Annotated in this window: 18 protein-coding genes; 17 read left to right on the forward strand and 1 reads right to left on the reverse strand. The window is 35.8% G+C overall.

Annotated elements, in window-relative coordinates; translation table 11 throughout:
* The first annotated feature begins 37 nt into the window (after positions 1-37).
* The 8 genes from B0A80_RS00575 to B0A80_RS00615 all read left to right on the forward strand — a co-directional run bounded on the left by B0A80_RS00575 (position 38) and on the right by B0A80_RS00615 (position 7717).
* Entirely contained in the window at positions 38-1555 is a 1518-nt protein-coding gene (locus B0A80_RS00575) for a hypothetical protein (RefSeq protein ID WP_089076056.1), read from the forward strand.
* 79 nt (positions 1556-1634) lie between these two features.
* Positions 1635-2513, forward strand: coding sequence for a DMT family transporter (locus B0A80_RS00580; protein WP_089076057.1), 879 nt, complete (start codon positions 1635-1637; stop codon positions 2511-2513).
* Positions 2514-2941: 428 nt separating this feature from the next.
* Positions 2942-3649: an HAD family hydrolase gene (locus B0A80_RS00590; RefSeq protein ID WP_089076059.1), complete on the forward strand. Its 708-nt coding sequence runs from the start codon at positions 2942-2944 to the stop codon at positions 3647-3649.
* Positions 3649-4278 carry a chloramphenicol acetyltransferase gene (locus B0A80_RS00595; protein WP_070906328.1) on the forward strand — a complete coding sequence of 210 codons (630 nt, stop codon included), beginning with the start codon at positions 3649-3651 and terminating at the stop codon, positions 4276-4278. The genes B0A80_RS00590 and B0A80_RS00595 overlap by 1 nt, the downstream gene beginning before the upstream one ends.
* A gap of 49 nt (positions 4279-4327) precedes the next feature.
* Positions 4328-5773, forward strand: a complete 1446-nt coding sequence (locus tag B0A80_RS00600; RefSeq protein ID WP_089076060.1) for a hypothetical protein — start codon at positions 4328-4330, stop codon at positions 5771-5773.
* A gap of 95 nt (positions 5774-5868) precedes the next feature.
* Complete coding sequence (locus B0A80_RS00605) at positions 5869-6387, forward strand: ferritin (RefSeq protein WP_017495882.1); 519 nt, start codon at positions 5869-5871, stop codon at positions 6385-6387.
* Between the two features lie 82 nt (positions 6388-6469).
* A complete protein-coding gene (locus B0A80_RS00610; RefSeq protein WP_017495881.1) occupies positions 6470-6658 on the forward strand; it encodes a hypothetical protein in 189 nt (62 codons plus the stop codon).
* Positions 6659-7024: 366 nt separating this feature from the next.
* The gene (locus tag B0A80_RS00615) at positions 7025-7717 is read left to right on the forward strand and encodes a DUF2461 domain-containing protein (protein WP_089076061.1); all 693 of its coding nucleotides are present in this window, start codon (positions 7025-7027) and stop codon (positions 7715-7717) included.
* A 61-nt stretch (positions 7718-7778) separates the two neighbouring features.
* Here B0A80_RS00615 and B0A80_RS00620 read toward each other — a convergent pair whose 3' ends face one another.
* Positions 7779-8108, reverse strand: coding sequence for a single-stranded DNA-binding protein (locus tag B0A80_RS00620; protein ID WP_017495879.1), 330 nt, complete (start codon positions 8106-8108; stop codon positions 7779-7781).
* Positions 8109-8283: 175 nt separating this feature from the next.
* Between B0A80_RS00620 and B0A80_RS00625 the strand changes: the two genes are divergently transcribed.
* From B0A80_RS00625 to B0A80_RS00665, 9 genes are all read left to right on the forward strand, one after another.
* Positions 8284-9813 carry a bifunctional GNAT family N-acetyltransferase/carbon-nitrogen hydrolase family protein gene (locus B0A80_RS00625; protein WP_089076062.1) on the forward strand — a complete coding sequence of 510 codons (1530 nt, stop codon included), beginning with the start codon at positions 8284-8286 and terminating at the stop codon, positions 9811-9813.
* Complete coding sequence (locus tag B0A80_RS00630; protein WP_017495877.1) at positions 9810-10157, forward strand: hypothetical protein; 348 nt, start codon at positions 9810-9812, stop codon at positions 10155-10157. The genes B0A80_RS00625 and B0A80_RS00630 overlap by 4 nt, the downstream gene beginning before the upstream one ends.
* Before the next feature lie 12 nt (positions 10158-10169).
* Complete coding sequence (locus B0A80_RS00635; RefSeq protein ID WP_165769203.1) at positions 10170-12575, forward strand: M28 family peptidase; 2406 nt, start codon at positions 10170-10172, stop codon at positions 12573-12575.
* Positions 12576-12587: 12 nt separating this feature from the next.
* Complete coding sequence (locus B0A80_RS00640; RefSeq protein ID WP_089076064.1) at positions 12588-13007, forward strand: SRPBCC family protein; 420 nt, start codon at positions 12588-12590, stop codon at positions 13005-13007.
* A 71-nt stretch (positions 13008-13078) separates the two neighbouring features.
* Positions 13079-13903 carry an NAD-dependent epimerase/dehydratase family protein gene (locus B0A80_RS00645; protein WP_089076065.1) on the forward strand — a complete coding sequence of 275 codons (825 nt, stop codon included), beginning with the start codon at positions 13079-13081 and terminating at the stop codon, positions 13901-13903.
* Positions 13904-14090: 187 nt separating this feature from the next.
* Positions 14091-14567, forward strand: a complete 477-nt coding sequence (locus B0A80_RS00650) for a methylated-DNA--[protein]-cysteine S-methyltransferase (RefSeq protein WP_089076066.1) — start codon at positions 14091-14093, stop codon at positions 14565-14567.
* 140 nt (positions 14568-14707) lie between these two features.
* Positions 14708-15421: a 3'-5' exonuclease gene (locus tag B0A80_RS00655; RefSeq protein ID WP_089076067.1), complete on the forward strand. Its 714-nt coding sequence runs from the start codon at positions 14708-14710 to the stop codon at positions 15419-15421.
* 14 nt (positions 15422-15435) lie between these two features.
* Positions 15436-16506 carry a winged helix DNA-binding domain-containing protein gene (locus tag B0A80_RS00660; RefSeq protein WP_089076068.1) on the forward strand — a complete coding sequence of 357 codons (1071 nt, stop codon included), beginning with the start codon at positions 15436-15438 and terminating at the stop codon, positions 16504-16506.
* A 110-nt stretch (positions 16507-16616) separates the two neighbouring features.
* On the forward strand, positions 16617-18056 hold the full coding sequence (locus B0A80_RS00665; RefSeq protein ID WP_070906317.1) for a nucleoside recognition domain-containing protein: 1440 nt from the start codon (positions 16617-16619) through the stop codon (positions 18054-18056).
* Positions 18057-18096 lie beyond the last annotated feature (40 nt).

Below are 18096 nucleotides of genomic sequence, written 5' to 3' on the forward strand. Positions count from 1 at the left end.
AAAAAGTAAGATCTTAGCAAAAAATAACTCCTTGATCATGCTAAAAAAAATACTTTTGACATTTCTATTTTTAAATAATTTGCCTTCTTTTTCTCAAGATATTGCAAAAGAATTTAATTTAAAATTAGAAGAAAAAAGAGATTTTTTTCAGGTAGTTAATGAAGATAAAAAAGAAGTGATTCTGTTTTTAAATGATAAGGAAAAAGCTAACGCTATAAGATTTGATGAAAAATTCAATATTATAGATTCTTTAACTATTGCAAGGCCAGAAAAAAAATACGAGAGCATTATTGGTTATAGTCAAAATGACAATAATTGTTTTGTTTTCTGGGCATCGAAAGACAGAAAAGAAATCAGTTCACAATATATCAATTTTACAACTGGAAAGACTGAAAATAAGGCAATTGCTTTAGAACTGAAAAAGGAAAAAATAGTTCAAGAACTTACCATCAACAATAAGTTTTACCTTATTACAATAATAAAAAACACAAGTACTTTAAAGTTTTATATATCTGACGATAATGGGAATCTAAACGAAAAAATAGTTGACTTGTCGCATTTAGAATTTAAGAACATATTTGATCATCCCGAAAACTTATATACTGTTCTAACAGATGAATCTTCAGAACCTTGCTTTCAAACTATAGCCAATGACAGTCCTCCTTCATTAGCATTAAGCTCTAAAAGATACAAAATTTACACCTATAATCCAGAGGAGATTATCTTCACTATTGATAATACTACACATGCTACACAAGTTTTAAGAATTAATCTTCAGGATTTTACACCAAATCTTATATCTATTAAGCAACAAAAAACAACTAAAGGCGAATATGGTGCAATAACATTTAGATCAAATTCTTTTTTGATTGACAACAAAATTCTTCAAATAAAAACCAATGCTTTTGTTTTGTTTTTTACAATTAGTGATTTAAATGGTAACATTCTTAAAGAATATAAAGTTTTACATGATCAGGAAATTGATTTTAAAAATTCTGATTTCCTCCAGCAAAAGAACAGCTTTTTTTGGCGAAAGAACGATATTTTTTCCAGCACAAAACCTATTAAAAATTCAGAACAATTTCTTAGAAGAATTAAAGACGCGCCTAGTGTATCGTGTTATAATTTGAATGGAATTTATTATACCGCTATTGGAAGTTCAGAAGATATAACTCAAAGTTCTGTTGGAATATCAATGAATCAAAATTTAATGAGTACGGGCGGAATGGGAATGAATGGAACTACAATGATACCTTTTAATTCAGGAAGAAGTTATACCGTAACGAACTTAATTTCCTATAAAAACAAAGCCGTAGTTTATACGAATTGTATATTTGATTCTACTTTTAATCATCTTGATCGTGAGATGAAAATCTCCGCTTTTGACAAAGCTAGAATTTTCTTAGAAGAGAACGAAGAAATTAAAAAAACGGTATCAATATTTTCTAAAACTCTATACAAAGATTTAATACTTTTTAAGTTCAAAAACAGTTTATATCTAGGAAATTATAATAAGAACAATAAAAAGTACCAAATTTTCAGCTTTACTGAATAACTGTAATAAATTTTAAACTTCTTTAGAAAGAACATAAGCTTTTAAATCAGCCATTTAGAAAGTACAAATTAAAAATAAAATGAAACTCACAAAACCAAGATTGGCCCTGATTGGTGGAATACTTTGTATTTCGATTTTTCCAATATTAGTCAAACTAAAACTGGCTCCGGGATTAATCTCGGCTTTTTACAGAATGTTTTTTGCGGTACTTTTGCTTTTACCTTATGTACTGGTTACTAAAAGCTTTAAGCTTCCGAAAACCAAATTCATATTATTAGCAGTGCTTTGCGGAATTCTATTCTCTTCGGACGTTGCGGTTTGGAATATTGCTATTCAGGATTCAAGTGCGACTCAGGCATCTTTGCTAACTAATTTATCACCGCTTTGGGTTGGGATTGGTTCTTTTTTCTTTCTAAAAATACGACCTGCCACCAATTTCTGGATCGGAACTGTCGTTTCCTTATTCGGAATGGTCACGCTGGTGGGATTTGAGTTTTTCATGGATTTGAATTTTGATCAGGCCTTTCTGTTTGCCGTTTTATCGGGTATTCTTTATTCGATTTATCTTTTGGTAAGCAAAAAAGCACTCTCAGAAATCGATGTTTTATCTTTTATGACTATCAGCTTACTGGCATCGAGTATTTATTTAGGAATTCTATGTTATGCCTTGGATCAGCCTTTTGCAGGTTTCTCGAATACGGGTTGGTTTGTACTGGCACTTCAGGCTGTAATTTGTCAATTGTGTGCCTGGCTTTCCATCAGTTATGCTACCCAGCACATGCGCGCCACAAGGGTTTCGTTAAGTTTATTGAGTCAGGCCGTAATTACTTCGATATTAGCTTGGTTGTTTTTAGAAGAACAAATAACTTTACAAATGGTTTTTGGCGGAATCATTCTGCTGCTCGGAATTAGGATTACGTTCTATGATAAGACGATTTCATTAAAAAAGCTTTTCTAAGTCATTGGCCCACGGATGACGCTGGTTTTACAGATTTTCGCAGATTATTTATTCATCTGAATCATTAAATTCGTGAATTCGTAATAAAAAGGTTTCTCGCAGATTTGGCTGATCTGGCTGATTTTTTTTTAGAATCTTTGAAATCATTCTAATCTATGGCAATAAAATTCGTGAATTCGTGGCAAAAAAAATATTCTCGCAGATTTGGCTGATCTGGCAGATTACTTTTTAAAATCTTTGAAATCATTCTAATCTGTGGCATTAAAATTCGTGAATTCGTGGCAAAAAAATATTCTCGCAGATTTGGCTGATCTGGCAGATTATTTTTTAAAATCTTTGAAATCATTCTAATCTGTGGCATTAAAATTCGTGAATTCGTGACAAAAAAACCTGAAACAAAAAAACTTCAAACCTGAAACAAAAACATTATGTTACATAAAAACAAAATACCCAATTTAAAAGTAATCGCATTTGATGCCGATGATACTTTATTCGTAAACGAACCTTACTTTCAGGAAACCGAACATAAATTTTGCGCTTTGATGGAAGATTATCTTTCGCATCAGGGAATTTCGCAAGAACTATTCAAAATCGAAATTGAGAACCTGTCTCTGTACGGTTACGGAATCAAAGGCTATATTTTATCGATGATTGAAGCGGCCATAAACATTTCGAACAAAACCATTCCGATTGAGGTTATCGAAAAAATCATCCAATACGGAAAAGAATTACTCGAAAAACCAATTGAATTGCTTGACGGAGTCGAAGAAACCCTAAAAACACTACACGGAAAGTACAAACTGGTTGTAGCCACAAAAGGCGATCTGAAAGACCAGCACAGCAAATTGCATCGCTCAGGACTTGGTCATTATTTTCACCATATCGAAGTAATGTCAGACAAACAGGAAATTGATTATACGAAATTATTAGGACGTTTAGAGATTCAGGCAGAGGAATTCCTAATGATCGGGAACTCCCTAAAATCAGATGTACTACCGGTTTTAGGCATTGGCGGTTATGCCGTACATATTCCGTTTCACACCACTTGGGAGCACGAAAAAATCAGTCACAAAATAGAACACGAACATTTTAGTTCGTTTGAAAAAATCACTGAAATCCTTCAGAACTTATTGTAATGAAAACACTTTTAGACTTAGAAAACTGGAATAGAAAAGAGCACTTTGCACACTTCATTCAAATGGAAGAACCTTTTTTTGGTGCTACCGTCGAGATTGATTGTACGCAGGCCTACGAAACGGCCAAAAGTCTCGAATCGTCCTTTTTTATTTATTATTTGCACAAAACACTGGTTGCCGTAAATGCAATCGAAAATTTTAGATACCGAATTTCGGGAGATCAGATTTACATCAATGACCAAATCGATGCCTCAGCAACCATCGGACGTGAAGACGGTACTTTCGGATTTTCATTTATAGAATACCACCCTGATTTTAAAACCTTCGAAAAAACGGCTCTACAGGAAATAGAACGCATACAGAATACCACGGGACTTTTTACAAGGTCTTTTGAAAATGATAATTTAATTCACTTCTCGGCAATTCCGTGGTTGAATTTTACGTCACTTTCACATGCCCGCAGTTTTACCTTTCCGGACAGCTGTCCAAAGGTTTCTTTCGGAAAAATGATGGTTTCACCAACCGGAAAAAGAACCATCGCAATGTCTGTTCATGTGCATCACGCCTTAATGGACGGATTACACATGGGACAATTTGTAGACTATTTTCAGGAATTAATGAATCAGTAATTCGCACACAAGAGGTTTAAATTTGGAATAATTTTGTCGATAAAAGCATATGAAAAAACTACTCCTTTTCTTGTTAGTAACCTATCAGTCAACGCTGTTGAGTCAGACAGTGTTGGCATCTTATCCTTTAGATTTAAAAAGGTACGATCAGAACAATACAATCGTTAATGTCGAAAATAAGGCAACGCACGATGTATTTGTTTTTGCCACAAATACTCAGAATCTTACCATTTTAAAATACAATAACGCTTTATTTTTAAAGGACGAATTTACAGTATCACGTGCCAATCTTGAAAACAAATCGATATTGGGTTATAGTTTTAGTGAAGACGGAAACCCTACACTTTATTGGGCTTCCGAAGATTCCTCGGAAATTTTGGTTGTTAAGTATTATTTAGAAACCAAAACATATAAGATTTTAAAATTTCAATATCCTTCTTCGAGTGAATACATCGTTGCTAAATTCCAAAGCAATAATCTACTCTACCTGTTATCTAAAGAACTCACAAGTCATACTTTAACAGCCTATGTTTTTAAAAACGGAATTGTAGAAGAGCGGATATTTGATTTTGCTGCTTTTACCTTTCAAAACAAAAGAGGCCAGTCTGTAAACTTTTCACAGCTCATCAAAGAGAATCCGATTATAAAAATTGATCCGGAAGATTATACCCCTTTAGACAAAGCTTCTAAAAAAAGTAAAATTTATCTCGAGGACAATCATCTTATCCTGACGCTGGATCATAATCCGAAAGAAACACAGCTTTTTGATCTCAATCTGGACAATCAGGATGTTATTGAAAAGAAAATTACGCAGTCTGAGATTAAAACACCTCGCAAAATAAGCAACTCATTCTATCATGAAAGGAAGCTTTATCAAATCAATGCCAATGAAGATGAACTGGTTCTTGACATTAAAAATTATGATTCGGGCGAACTCATAAAAAATATCAGAGTTACAAAGGAAGATACAATTCGATTTAAAACCTCTCCTTTCCTCGTTCAGCAAGGCGGTGAAAGAAAACCACGGGAATTGAGGAACACAAAACGTTTTCTACAACATCTAGGTGCATTAGAAATAGGTTTATCTCTTTATAACAATGGAATTAGTACTTCTATGACACTCGGCGGAACTCCACGTGTTGGCGGAGCTTATTACACCGTCATGAACGATACTTTTACCTGGGATTATTTGCCGGTTGTGAATGACGAAACAGTCTTCTTTGAAACTGCTTTAAACCAAAAATCAGAATTTGTTGCCAAAGATCCTGCACCAATGGCGCTTGACAACTTGTATTACTTTTTAAACAATAATAGAAAAGCGATTCTGGATAATATTTTTAGATTTGACGATTATTATATTTTAGGATATTACGATACTGCTTTAAAACAATATCAGATGCGAAAATTCAATGATGGATTTCCGGAAAATGAAACACAAAACCCGATCATCGATAAGGCTGTTTTTTCGAAACCATTTTCATTTGAAAGGCCTTAATTTTATTGAGAATTAATCCAAATGTCTGATGTTTTCAGGTTTGAAAAAAAAGGGAATGGATTATTTTCTCTAACTTTACATAAAAGAGAAATATTATGTTATCAAAAAATATCGAAACAGCTTTAAACAAGCAAATCCGCATAGAGGCAGAATCTTCGCAAACCTACCTTTCTATGGCTTGTTGGGCTGAAGTACACGGACTGGAAGGAATTGCGCAATTTATGTACACACAGTCAGACGAAGAGCGCGCGCACATGCTAAAGTTAATAAAGTATGTAAACGAACGCGGAGGTCACGCTCATATTACTGATCTAAAAGCGCCTAAAACATCTTATTCGACTTTCAAAGAAATGTTTGAGGAACTTTACAACCACGAACTTTTTGTTTCAAAATCAATCAACGAATTGGTACACATTACTTTTGAAGAAAAAGATTATGCAACACATAATTTCTTACAATGGTATGTTTCTGAACAAATCGAAGAAGAAGCGACAGCTAAGTCAATCTTAGATAAAATTAACTTAATTGGAGATGACAAAGGCGGACTATACTTGTTCGACCGTGATATTCAACAATTAACAGTTACAAGTTCGATCGCTATCAACCCAAAATAAAAAAAGTTAAAGTTTATTTAGAACATTTAAAAATAACTTTTTTCTTCTATATTTGTCCCTGTTTTTATAATACAGAGGAAAATTGAGCAAGAAAGAAAAAGACAAGGACAAAAAAAAGGATAAGAAGAAAAAGAAGAACAAAGCTGCTATCCTTGAGAACATTAAGAAGTTGGAAAACTGTAAATCTTCTTGTTGTGAGAAATACAAAAAAAGCGAAAAGAAACGTTGCTCACGTTGTCCTATGTTTGATTTATTCAAAAAAACTGCTTAAAGAAATATACAAACCCACCAACCGGTGGGTTTTTTAATTTAAAACAACAGACTCTTTACAAACAAAAGTTCAATAGAACACGAATTAAACTGATTCGCTATGCGAAAACATGGATGAAAACCGATCTTTTGTATCATATGAAATACGTAATCTGACCATACTCTACTTTATCCTTTTTAAAAATCTGTTCCCATCCGCGTCTTCGTGAAACGAATCCGCGTCATCTGTGTTACAATGCGGAAGAAGCTCTTTACTTTTGCAATTGACTCGCACAATACTTAAATCTTTGCGTAACTTTGCTTTTTTCCATTGCGTTCCTTACGGTTAAAATCAATCCCAATTTTTTACGATTCATTCAGCTCATCTATGAAAAACGACATTACGATTCCCAAATCCTCACTTGATTTTTTATCTCTGCTTAAAGAAAACAATAACAAGCCCTGGTTTGAAATACATAAGCCGGAATATCTAATCGAATTAAATCATATTGAAACCTTTGCAGGCGCTTTGCTGCTAGAACTTTCGAAAACAGATGTTCTGGAAACAGCTTCCGGCAAAAAAAGCGTTTATAGAATTTATCGTGACATTCGCTTTTCTAAAGACAAAACTCCTTTTAAAACCTTTTGGGGAGGCAGTTATACCAGAGCAACAAAAGAAAGACGCGGCGGTTATTATTTTCATCTCGAAAAAGGAAATAGTTTTCTGGCCGGCGGTTTTTGGGGGCCAAATGCGGCAGATCTCAAACGCATCCGAGCCGAATTTGGTCACGATTCTCAAGCCATGCAGAAAATAGTACAGTCAGAATCTTTTATCAGCACTTTTGGGACTTTGCAGGGAGAGCAACTTAAAACGGCTCCCAAAGGCTACGACATAAACCATGAAGCTATAGATTTACTCCGTTACAAATCGTTTCTGCTTATCAGGCGTTTTACTGATGAGGAGGTGCTGAGTCCTCTTTTTCTGGAACAGGCTCTCACGACTTTTAAAAACATGAGACCCTTTTTTGATTATATGAGTGAAATATTAACGACAGATATTAATGGTGCTTCCATTTTATAAAATACAAACCGGACAGGTTTTTGAAACCTGTCCGGTTTAGATTATCGACCGTCAATACTATTTACTTCAATAGTAAAATTTCATTTACGACTACCTCAGTAATGAACTTTTTCTCTCCGTTTTTATCATCGTAGCTTCTGTGGGTCAGTTTGCCTTCAACAGCAATTTCTTTCCCTTTTACGACAAACTTTTCGATTATTTCGGCTGTTTTGCCCCAGGCTGTAATTCGGTGCCATTCGGTTTGTTCGACTTTTTCTCCTTTGTCATTGGTATACTTTTCATTGGTAGCGATACTCAAATGCGCTAATTTTCTACCGTTTTCTAATGTTTTAATTTCCGGATCGTTTCCTACGTTCCCAATTAACTGTACTCTGTTTTTCATTGCATTCATGGCGTATAATATTTAAATGTTAGTATAAAATGAATTCGTTCATCAAATTCAACAGGACAAAGATCCGACGAACGCAAGCAATTATCCGGTAGACAACTATTTACTTTCGGTTGTAACTATTTGTAACCGTTTGTAAATGGAATTTATTTTGTATATTTGAGAGAAACCTTACGATATGCAGACAAAAATCAATAAAGTCGAATTGCGAAATTTGGAATTCGATGACTATAAGCAGCTAAAAGATTCTATGGTAGAATCCTATCCCGAAATGGCAGATTCGTACTGGAAAGAGGACGATATTAAAAGACTACTTTCTATTTTTCCAGAAGGACAACTTGTTATACTGGCAGATGGAAAAGTCGTAGGATCGGCCCTATCGTTGATTGTCGATGAAAAGCTAATCGACAAAAGACACAACTACAAACAAGCAACAGGAAACCATACTTTTTCTACCCATAATAAAAATGCAGAGATCCTCTACGGAATCGATGTTTTTATTCACCCTAATTATCGCGGTTTACGTTTAGGCCGACGTTTATACGATGCCCGAAAAGAACTTTGCGAACAGTTAAATCTGAAAGCCATTGTCTTTGCAGGCAGAATTCCAAACTATGCCCAGCATTCTAAAAAGCTTACTCCAAAAAATTATATCGACAAGGTAAAACATAAAGAATTACACGATCCGGTACTTTCGTTTCAGTTAAGTAATGACTTTCATGTATTGCGAATTATTAAAAATTACCTTGAAGGCGACGAAGAATCGAAAGAGTTTGCGGTACTTTTAGAATGGAACAATGTCTATTACGACGAAAGTCCAAAATTAATTAACCTCGAGAAAAGTGTCATCCGTTTGGGACTGATTCAATGGCAAATGCGCCCGCTTAACAATATTGAAGAATTTTTTGAGCAAGCTGAGTTTTTTATCGATGTCGTTTCAGGTTATGGAAGTGATTTTGCTTTGTTTCCCGAGCTTTTTATAGCTCCTTTGATGGCCGATTACAATCATTTATCGGAAGCCGAAGCCATTCGTGAACTGGCACGATATTCAGATCCTATCCGAAAGCGTTTTCAGGAATTTGCTATTTCATACAATATCAATATCATTACCGGAAGCATGCCTTATCTGGACAATGGAAATCTTTACAATGTTGGTTTTCTTTGCAAAAGAGACGGAACTTCGGAAATCTATACTAAAATCCATGTAACTCCAAATGAAGTACAGCATTGGGGAATGAAAGGCGGCTCTCAGTTTAAAACCTTTGATACTGATTGTGGAAAAATCGGCATTCTGATTTGCTATGATGTTGAATTTCCGGAGCTTTCGAGAATTATGGTCAACGAGGGAATGAACATTTTGTTTGTGCCATTTTTAACCGATACTCAAAACGCCTACACCAGAGTAAAACACTGCTCACAGGCACGTGCCATCGAAAATGAATGTTACGTCGCTATTGCCGGCTGCGTGGGCAATCTCCCGAAAGTAAACAATATGGATATTCAATATGCTCAGGCCTCTGTTTTTACACCTTCAGATTTTGCTTTTCCGAGTAATGGAATAAAGGCCGAAGCAACACCAAATACAGAAATGACTCTTATAGTGGATGTTGATCTGAACCTGCTGAAACAACTACACGAACATGGAAGTGTACGCACGTTAAAAGATCGAAGAACCGATTTGTACGAAATTAAAAAGATAGATTCATGAAAACATGCCTCGAATGCTCTGAAAAAATTGTAGGCAGGGAAGACAAGAAATTCTGCTCAGACAGCTGTCGAAATGCTTACAATAATAAAATAAATAAAGACAGTACAAATTTCATGCGTAATGTAAACAATAAATTACGAAAAAATTACCGAATTTTGAGCGAACTAAACCCTAACGGGAAATCTAAAGCAACAAGGGATAAAATGACAAACAAAGGTTTTGATTTCGATTTCTTTACCAATATCTTGCAGACCAAAACAGGAAACACCTACTATTTTCTGTATGACCAGGGATATCGATCTTTGGATAATGATTATTTTATGCTTGTTAAAAAAGAAATATAGTACCTATCTACCATGAAAAAAAACCAGACCTCAATTCTAGCCATAGTTTGCATTCTTGCCATTCTTGGCATTATATACGCCACAATGATGCCGCAGGTAATCTCTAAAGGAGATGAGGCTCTTGCTGAGTTTTCTACGGACAGAGCTTTAAATCAAGTCAAAATTATTGCGCAGAAACCGCACTATGTGGGTTCTCTCAATCATGAACTGGTAGCCAATTATCTTAAACTTGAACTGAACCGAATCGGACTGGAGACCAGTGTTCAGGAAGGTTTTACGTTAAATGATAGAGGAATACTGGTAAAATCAAAAAACATTCTTGCCCGCATAAAGGGTACCAACAATACAAAGGCACTTTTACTTCTTTCCCATTATGACAGTGCTCCACATTCTTTTTCAAAAGGGGCAAGTGATGATGCTTCAGGTGTTGCAACTATTCTCGAAGGAATTCGTGCTTTTTTATATGCAAAACAACCGCATAAAAATGACATTATCATTCTTTTTTCAGATGCTGAAGAACTAGGGTTAAATGGTGCTGCTCTTTTTGTAAACAGCCATCCATGGGCAAAAGATGTAGGTTTGGCTCTTAACTTTGAGGCCAGAGGATCCTCAGGCCCAAGCTATATGTTAATGGAAACCAACCAAGGAAACAAAGCATTGGTAAAAGAATTTTCTAATGCAAAAACTACTTATCCGGTTTCCAATTCACTTATGTACAGCATCTACAAAATGCTTCCCAATGATACCGACTTGACGGTTTTCAGAGAACAAGGAAACATTCAGGGATTCAACTTTGCTTTTATAGACGGTCACTACAATTATCACACACAGCAAGATGATGTTCAGCACCTGAACAAAACAACTCTGGCACATCAGGGAACTTATTTAATGCCCTTATTAAAATATTTTTCCAATGTAGACTTAAATACTACAACTTCTACAGAGGATGATGTGTACTTTACTGCTCCGTTCTCCTTCATTAATTATCCTTTTTCATGGGTATGGCCAATGACAATTATTGCTTTGGGATTGTTGATTATTTTCATCTTTATAGGAAAAGCAAAACGTGTTATTACTTTCAGAGAAATATTCAAAGGATTTGTTCCTTTATTGGGATCTCTCATCATAGCTGGTCTGGTAACATTTTTAGGATGGAAAATTGTATTACAGATTTATCCACAATATTCTGATTTATTGAATGGATTCACCTACAACGGTCATGCTTATATCGGTGCGTTTGTAACACTAAGTATCGCCATTTCATTTGCCTTCTACCATCATTTTTCAGAAGCTAAAATCACCATGAATCATTTTGTAGCACCATTGCTGCTCTGGATCATCATAAATGCATTTGTAGCTAATAGTCTGGCAGGTGCCGGTTTTCTGATCATACCGGTATACTTCGGCATATTCCTGTTCGGAATTTTTGTTCTTACTCAACATTATAGTCTCGGACTCAATCTACTGTTTAGTATTCCGGCATTCGTTATCATCGCTCCCTTTATTGTGATGTTTCCGGTTGGCTTAGGATTAAAAATTCTCTTTGTAAGCGCTATTCTAACTGTATTACTTTTTACATTGGTATTACCGATATTTGGCACGTTTGCTAAAAAAGGGATCTGGACGATCTTTTTCTTTGCTGTTTCAATTGGCTTTTTTGTCTATGCGGGATACCACTCCGATTACGAACCGGGAAAAGCAAAATCAAACAGTTTACTGTACGTTTACAATGCCAATACCAACTCTGCTCTTTGGGCAACTTATGATGTTAACCTTGACGATTGGACCAAAACTTATTTAGGGCAAAAAAACCAGAGCGCTGTTGGTCTAAATACATTACCAATAGCCAGTAAATACAATTCGGGCTTTACGTATAGTGCGATTGCTCCTGTAGTCGACATACCGAAACCAACCATTGCATTTTTAAAAGACAGTGTGGTTGGCAATAACAGGCATTTAAAAATAAAAATCACCCCAAACAGAAAGGTAAATCGTTATGACATTTATGCCAATCCAAAAATGACTTTTTTCAATTTCAAAGCTAATGGAGTTTTAGCTTCAGGGCAGAAAGGAAATCGTCTGGAACGCGATGGCATGAAAATCTTATGTTACTATGTAGTAGGCAACGAACCTCTTGTCATGGAATTTTATACCAACAAATTAACGGCTCTGGATATGGAGTTAATTGAAAGTTCTTTCGATTTGATGACCAATCCGCTACTTAAAGTAAAACCAAGAAGTAATTGGATGATGCCAACACCTTTTGTACTCAATGATGCAGTACTCATTCAGCAAAAAATAAAACGCTACACAGCACCCGCAACTGTTCCTGCACCTGCAGCAATAATGAAAGACAGTACTACCCTAAAAAAAGACAGCTTAAAAACTATTGCAAAGCCAATTGTAAAACCACAATAAAAACTACTTATTATGGCAACAAATATCTCTACTGTTCTTTTAAATGCGTCATCCGAAAAAGTCTGGAATACACTCACTCAACCTGAGTTGGTCAAACAATGGCAATACGGCAGTGACTTAATCACGGACTGGAAAATCGGTAATGAAATCAGATTTAGGAACGAATGGGAAGGTCAGGTTTTTGAGCAATGGGGAACTGTTTTGGAGATTATCCCCAATCAAAAAATCAAATATTCTTTATTCTTCCCCAGACCGGAATTAGAGGACAAACCCGAGAATTACTTCGTAATGAGTTATGTCTTAACAGAAGAAAATCAGAAAACAAAACTCGAAATTATTCAGGAGGACAATCGTCCCGGAGCAGTTCAGGAAAAACCTCAGGGTGAAGAAAACCCAATTTTAAAAGCTTTAAAAACTTTAATCGAATCGTAAAGACGTTCATTTATCGATACAAAAAAATCGGTAAATTTTAATTCTTATAGCTTTACAGCTTTAAACACAAAATGACACAAATAAGTATTCTGGGCTGTGGCTGGTTGGGATTACCCCTGGCTAAAAAACTTGCCGCAAAAGGACATCTGGTAAACGGATCGACAACTTCTGAAAGTAAACTTACTGTTTTAAAAGAATCAGGCATAAATCCTTTTCTGGTTACACTTGAAAGCGAAAGTGTTTCCAATACCATAACTGATTTTTTAACCGAAAGTGAAATCTTAATTATTGATATTCCACCCAAATTAAGAGAAAGTAAAACCAATGTTGCCACTTCTACTGAAATGGTATTTGTTCGAAAAATGGAGAATCTAATTCCGTTTATAGAAAAATCAACGGTAAAAAAAGTACTTTTTGTAAGCTCAACCGCAGTTTACGGAAACGACAACACAACAATCACAGAAGAAACGCTCCCAAATCCGGAAACCGAAAGTGGCAAACAATTGCTTTTAGCGGAAGCTTTACTTCAAAAGAATCAAAACTTTGCAACCACAATATTGCGTTTTGGCGGTCTAATCGGAGAACATCGTCATCCGGTAAAATTTCTGGCCGGAAAAGAAAACCTTGAAAACCCCGATGCTCCGGTAAATCTGATTCATCAAAACGATTGTATTGCCATCATCGAGGCAATCCTAAATCAGTCTCAATGGAACGAAGTTTTCAATGCTGTAGCACCTTTTCACCCAACGAGAGAAGAATACTACACTCAAAAAGCAAAAGAACACAATCTGATTCCACCAAAATTCAAAGCTGAAAAGTCAAACGTTCAAAAGGTCATTTCAAGTAAAAAAATGGAATCGGTTTTAAATTATCAATTTAGACCGGACCATTACTAAAAGCCTCATATTCGGCTGAGCGAAGTCGAAACCTACTTATAAGCCTGCCACTTCGCTCAGGACAACAATCGTTTGCCCAAACATACAAAATTTAAATTACCTCCATAACTTATATCATTTAAAAAAACTTTGCGAACTTTGCGATAAACCTTTACTCCTTTGCAGTAAAAACTTTACGTTTAAAACTATGGAAACCGTTTATGTCAATTCACCATTAGGAATTACCAAAATCGTTGGAGATGAAGACGGCATTGCTATTGTCTCTGTTTCTGATGTTGGCGACAATGACATTTCGCAAACCATTCCTAAAGTTCTTGCAGAGGCCGTTTCACAGCTTCAGGAGTATTTTGATGGTAAAAGAACCGACTTCGATTTAAAACTAAACCCAAAAGGAACGGACTTCCAGCAAAAAGTATGGAAATCACTGTTGGAAATTCCGTACGGAAAAACCATCAGCTATATGGATCAAACCAAAAAACTGGGAGATGTAAAAGCTATTCGCGCTGTTGCATCAGCAAATGGTAAAAATCCACTGTGGATTGTGGTTCCCTGTCATCGTGTTATAGGTACCAATGGTTCTTTAACGGGTTATGCCGGTGGTCTTTCTCGTAAGAAATGGCTGCTGGAACATGAGAATCCCAGTACGCAACAAAGTTTATTTTAGTTTTTGAACAAGTCATACCTTGACGAAAGCTGAAGGCAAAAAAGTATCGAAATCTTAAAAACATAAGCTATTTCTTATTTTTAAAATCATTTGCGTACTTTTATAAATCTAAATGCCTAAAAATATAAGACGTCTCCATAATGATTGAAAAAATTAACCTTAACAACATTCTTTTCCTTGATATTGAAACGGTACCGGAAGAGGAAAATTTCAATTCGCTTGACGAAGAAATGCAGTCTCTTTGGGATCAGAAGACACAATACCAGCGTAAAGACGATTTTACTCCCGAAGAATTTTATGAACGTGCCGGAATCTGGGCAGAATTTGGTAAGATTGTGTGTATTTCGGTTGGCTATTTTACCATCAAAGGTGATGTTAGAAATTTTAGGGTAACCTCTTTTTTTGGAGATGAAAAAAAAATTCTTCGCGACTTCAACAATCTCCTCAACAATCATTTCAATAAACCGCAGCACCTACTGTGCGGACACAATGCCAAAGAATTTGACATTCCGTTTATTGCCCGACGCATGATCATCAATCAGATTCCGATTCCGGAAAAGCTTAATTTATTTGGCAAAAAACCTTGGGAAATTGCTCATTTAGACACTTTAGAATTATGGAAGTTTGGCGATTACAAACACTTTACTTCTTTAAAACTATTGACCAAAATTCTGGGAGTTCCCTCTCCGAAAGGCGATATCGACGGCAGTCAGGTCGCACATGTTTTTTATGTCGAAAAAGACATTGACCGAATTGTAACCTATTGTGAGAAAGACACCATAGCTGTAGCTCAGATTTTTCTTCGCCTGCGCCGTGAAGATTTATTAATTGACGATGAAATCATTCATGTGTAATACCGCTTTAAACAATGGATTCAAAAATAGCACAGCTCAGGCTCATCTCTCAAAAACTTCATAAAACGACTCACAGTACTCCACAAGAAATTGTGCAGCATTTAGGTGCAATGCAGGCTCAGGACTATGCAATGGCAAAATGGGCAGTTGGCTCCCGCTGCGATGCTTCAGAAAAAGTGATTGAAGAAGCTATCAATTCGGCACAAATTATCCGAACTCATATTTTACGACCTACCTGGCATTTTGTTTCTGCCGATGATATTTACTGGATGTTGGATATTTCAGGGCCGCAAGTCAAACGCATTGTAACTTCTTATGTAAAAAAATACGGTTATGATGCTAAGAAACTAGATCAGACTAATGCCGCTATCCAAAAAATACTCGCAGGAAACAATCATCTCACCCGTGAAGAAATCATGCAGGAACTTAGCATTACTAAAACTCCTAGTCCTGATCATTTAAGCGGTCCCATTATGATGTATGCCGAGCTCGATGGTTTAGTTTGTAACGGAAAAATGAAGGGAAAACAAATGACGTATGCTTTACTTGAAGAAAGGGTCCCGAAACCACAAGGCAGACTAACCCAAGAAGAAGGCTTGGCAAAACTAGCCCTTCGCTACTTTGAAAGCCATGGCCCTGCTACCCTTCTTGACTTTTCCTGGTGGTCAGGTTTCTCCCCTACCAGCTGTAAAAACATCATTAATGCAATCGAATTGCAATTAAATTCCATTACCATTGAGGATCAGAAGTATTGGTTCAAAAAGGATATTTCTACCGAAGATGACTTCCGCGAAAGCATTCATTTTCTTCCAGCTTTTGATGAAATCTTAATTTCGTATAAATCCCGAGAAGCATCCATTTTACCAGAACATCAACCAAAGGCTTTTACCAACAACGGCATTTTCAAACCCATAATTCTGGAAAACAGCAAAGTCATCGGAACCTGGAAACGCACCATCAAAAGAGATCATGCCAAAATAGAAACCCAATTTTTTAACGAGACTGAAAATCATAAAAAGGCAATTCTTTTTGAAGCCATTAAGCCTTTCGAAAACTATTTAGGAACCAAAATTCAAATCGAATAATTTGAATTTTCACAAAACCGAATTGCTTTCAATGAAATACTTCCTGTTTCCTGTTTAAAATCCTTGCGCGTTTTAGGGTTAAATAATTACATTTACAAAAAAATATAATTATGGTATTGAGCAGATTTTGGTTAGCTATTTTTGTGTCTTCAATTTTATTTGTCGTAGTGAGTTTGTTTACTGGCAACAGTTATACGCTTGATTTTATTTTGAACGGACAAAAAGATGACCCAATTCTGGTATCTGAAAAATATCTGGAGCAGATTCCTGCTTTTGTGAGAGACAGTATCGACTTAAAAGAAGATAAAACCATGATTGTAAACAGGGACTTAACAAATCCCGATACTACTTATGTTTACAAAAACAAAACGGTAAAAATTTACAGCGGAGTACAAAAATCAGACGGTTTACTACCAACCTGTAAAAGTACTTTGATCGACATTATCATTCCATTAATTGCCTACTTAGCCTTTTTCTGCGGATTAATGGAACTTTTAATCGTTTCCGGAGCTTCCGAAAAACTAGCCAGATTTCTAAGTCCAATGTTTACCAAAGTGTTCCCTTCGGTTCCTAAAAATCACCCGTCGATATCCTATATGACCTTAAATTTTGCCGCAAACTTCCTTGGTTTAGATTCTGCTGCCACGCCATTTGGACTAAAAGCAATGGAGAGCTTACAAGAATTAAATGTCGAAAAAGACAAGGCAAGTGATGCTCAAATCATGTTTATGTGTCTGCATGCGTCTGGTCTAACTTTAATTCCAACTTCAATTATTGGATATCGCGCCGCAGCAAATGCCGCCAATCCGGCGGATGTTATGCTTCCATGTATCATCACTTCGCTAATTGGAACTGTCGCAGCATTCCTGATTGTGGGAATCAGACAAAAAATAAATTTCAAAAGTGCTTCATTGGTACTTGCTTTAATGGCTATTATTGCTGCGATCATAGGATTATTATTCTATGTCAATCATTTAGATTTAATTGGAAAAAACTACTTTACTTCTAACCTTTCAGGATTAATGTTGGTTGGAATCATTGGAATTACACTCATTTTCTCCTTCATTCATGAGAAGAAATTTGTAGCACAAGACACTACAATGTTCGATACTTTTGTTGATGGTGCCAACAATGGTTTAAAAACCGGAGTTAAAATATTTCCTTATGTTTTAGGAATGCTGGTTGCCATCTCTCTTTTTAGAAATAGTGGACTCTTTGAAATTATCAGCAATGGAATCGGATTTATCTTTAGCAGTATCGGCGTAAGTTCCGAAATCATAAATGCATTACCGGTTGCATTACTAAGACCTTTTAGCTCAGGAGGTTCCAGAGGATTCTTACTCGATTCGATGAGTACTTTCGGAGCAGACTCCCTTACCGGACGTTTGAGCAGTATTTTCCAATGTAGTGCCGAAACTACTTTTTATGTAATCGCAGTTTACTTTGGATCAGTAAATATCAAAAACACCCGATACGCGCTTACCACAATGTTACTGGTTGATTTTATTTGTGTAATCGCTGCGATTTTTGTGGCCAGCTGGTTTTTTTAGAGCTTAGTAAAAAATAGTATTTTTCTTATTTTTTTACTAA

Source organism: Flavobacterium tructae (assembly GCF_002217475.1).
Classification (GTDB): Bacteria; Bacteroidota; Bacteroidia; order Flavobacteriales; family Flavobacteriaceae; genus Flavobacterium; species Flavobacterium tructae.

What these genes read in the sequence shown, in the direction of transcription:
- B0A80_RS00575 (WP_089076056.1), top strand. Translation starts at nt 38, where the DNA reads ATGCTAAAAAAAATACTTTTGACATTTCTATTTTTAAATAATTTGCCT.
- B0A80_RS00580 (WP_089076057.1), top strand. Translation starts at nt 1,635, where the DNA reads ATGAAACTCACAAAACCAAGATTGGCCCTGATTGGTGGAATACTTTGT.
- B0A80_RS00590 (WP_089076059.1), top strand. Translation starts at nt 2,942, where the DNA reads ATGTTACATAAAAACAAAATACCCAATTTAAAAGTAATCGCATTTGAT.
- B0A80_RS00595 (WP_070906328.1), top strand. Translation starts at nt 3,649, where the DNA reads ATGAAAACACTTTTAGACTTAGAAAACTGGAATAGAAAAGAGCACTTT.
- B0A80_RS00600 (WP_089076060.1), top strand. Translation starts at nt 4,328, where the DNA reads ATGAAAAAACTACTCCTTTTCTTGTTAGTAACCTATCAGTCAACGCTG.
- B0A80_RS00605 (WP_017495882.1), top strand. Translation starts at nt 5,869, where the DNA reads ATGTTATCAAAAAATATCGAAACAGCTTTAAACAAGCAAATCCGCATA.
- B0A80_RS00615 (WP_089076061.1), top strand. Translation starts at nt 7,025, where the DNA reads ATGAAAAACGACATTACGATTCCCAAATCCTCACTTGATTTTTTATCT.
- B0A80_RS00620 (WP_017495879.1), bottom strand. Translation starts at nt 8,108, where the DNA reads ATGAATGCAATGAAAAACAGAGTACAGTTAATTGGGAACGTAGGAAAC.
- B0A80_RS00625 (WP_089076062.1), top strand. Translation starts at nt 8,284, where the DNA reads ATGCAGACAAAAATCAATAAAGTCGAATTGCGAAATTTGGAATTCGAT.
- B0A80_RS00630 (WP_017495877.1), top strand. Translation starts at nt 9,810, where the DNA reads ATGAAAACATGCCTCGAATGCTCTGAAAAAATTGTAGGCAGGGAAGAC.
- B0A80_RS00635 (WP_165769203.1), top strand. Translation starts at nt 10,170, where the DNA reads ATGAAAAAAAACCAGACCTCAATTCTAGCCATAGTTTGCATTCTTGCC.
- B0A80_RS00640 (WP_089076064.1), top strand. Translation starts at nt 12,588, where the DNA reads ATGGCAACAAATATCTCTACTGTTCTTTTAAATGCGTCATCCGAAAAA.
- B0A80_RS00645 (WP_089076065.1), top strand. Translation starts at nt 13,079, where the DNA reads ATGACACAAATAAGTATTCTGGGCTGTGGCTGGTTGGGATTACCCCTG.
- B0A80_RS00650 (WP_089076066.1), top strand. Translation starts at nt 14,091, where the DNA reads ATGGAAACCGTTTATGTCAATTCACCATTAGGAATTACCAAAATCGTT.
- B0A80_RS00655 (WP_089076067.1), top strand. Translation starts at nt 14,708, where the DNA reads ATGATTGAAAAAATTAACCTTAACAACATTCTTTTCCTTGATATTGAA.
- B0A80_RS00660 (WP_089076068.1), top strand. Translation starts at nt 15,436, where the DNA reads ATGGATTCAAAAATAGCACAGCTCAGGCTCATCTCTCAAAAACTTCAT.
- B0A80_RS00665 (WP_070906317.1), top strand. Translation starts at nt 16,617, where the DNA reads ATGGTATTGAGCAGATTTTGGTTAGCTATTTTTGTGTCTTCAATTTTA.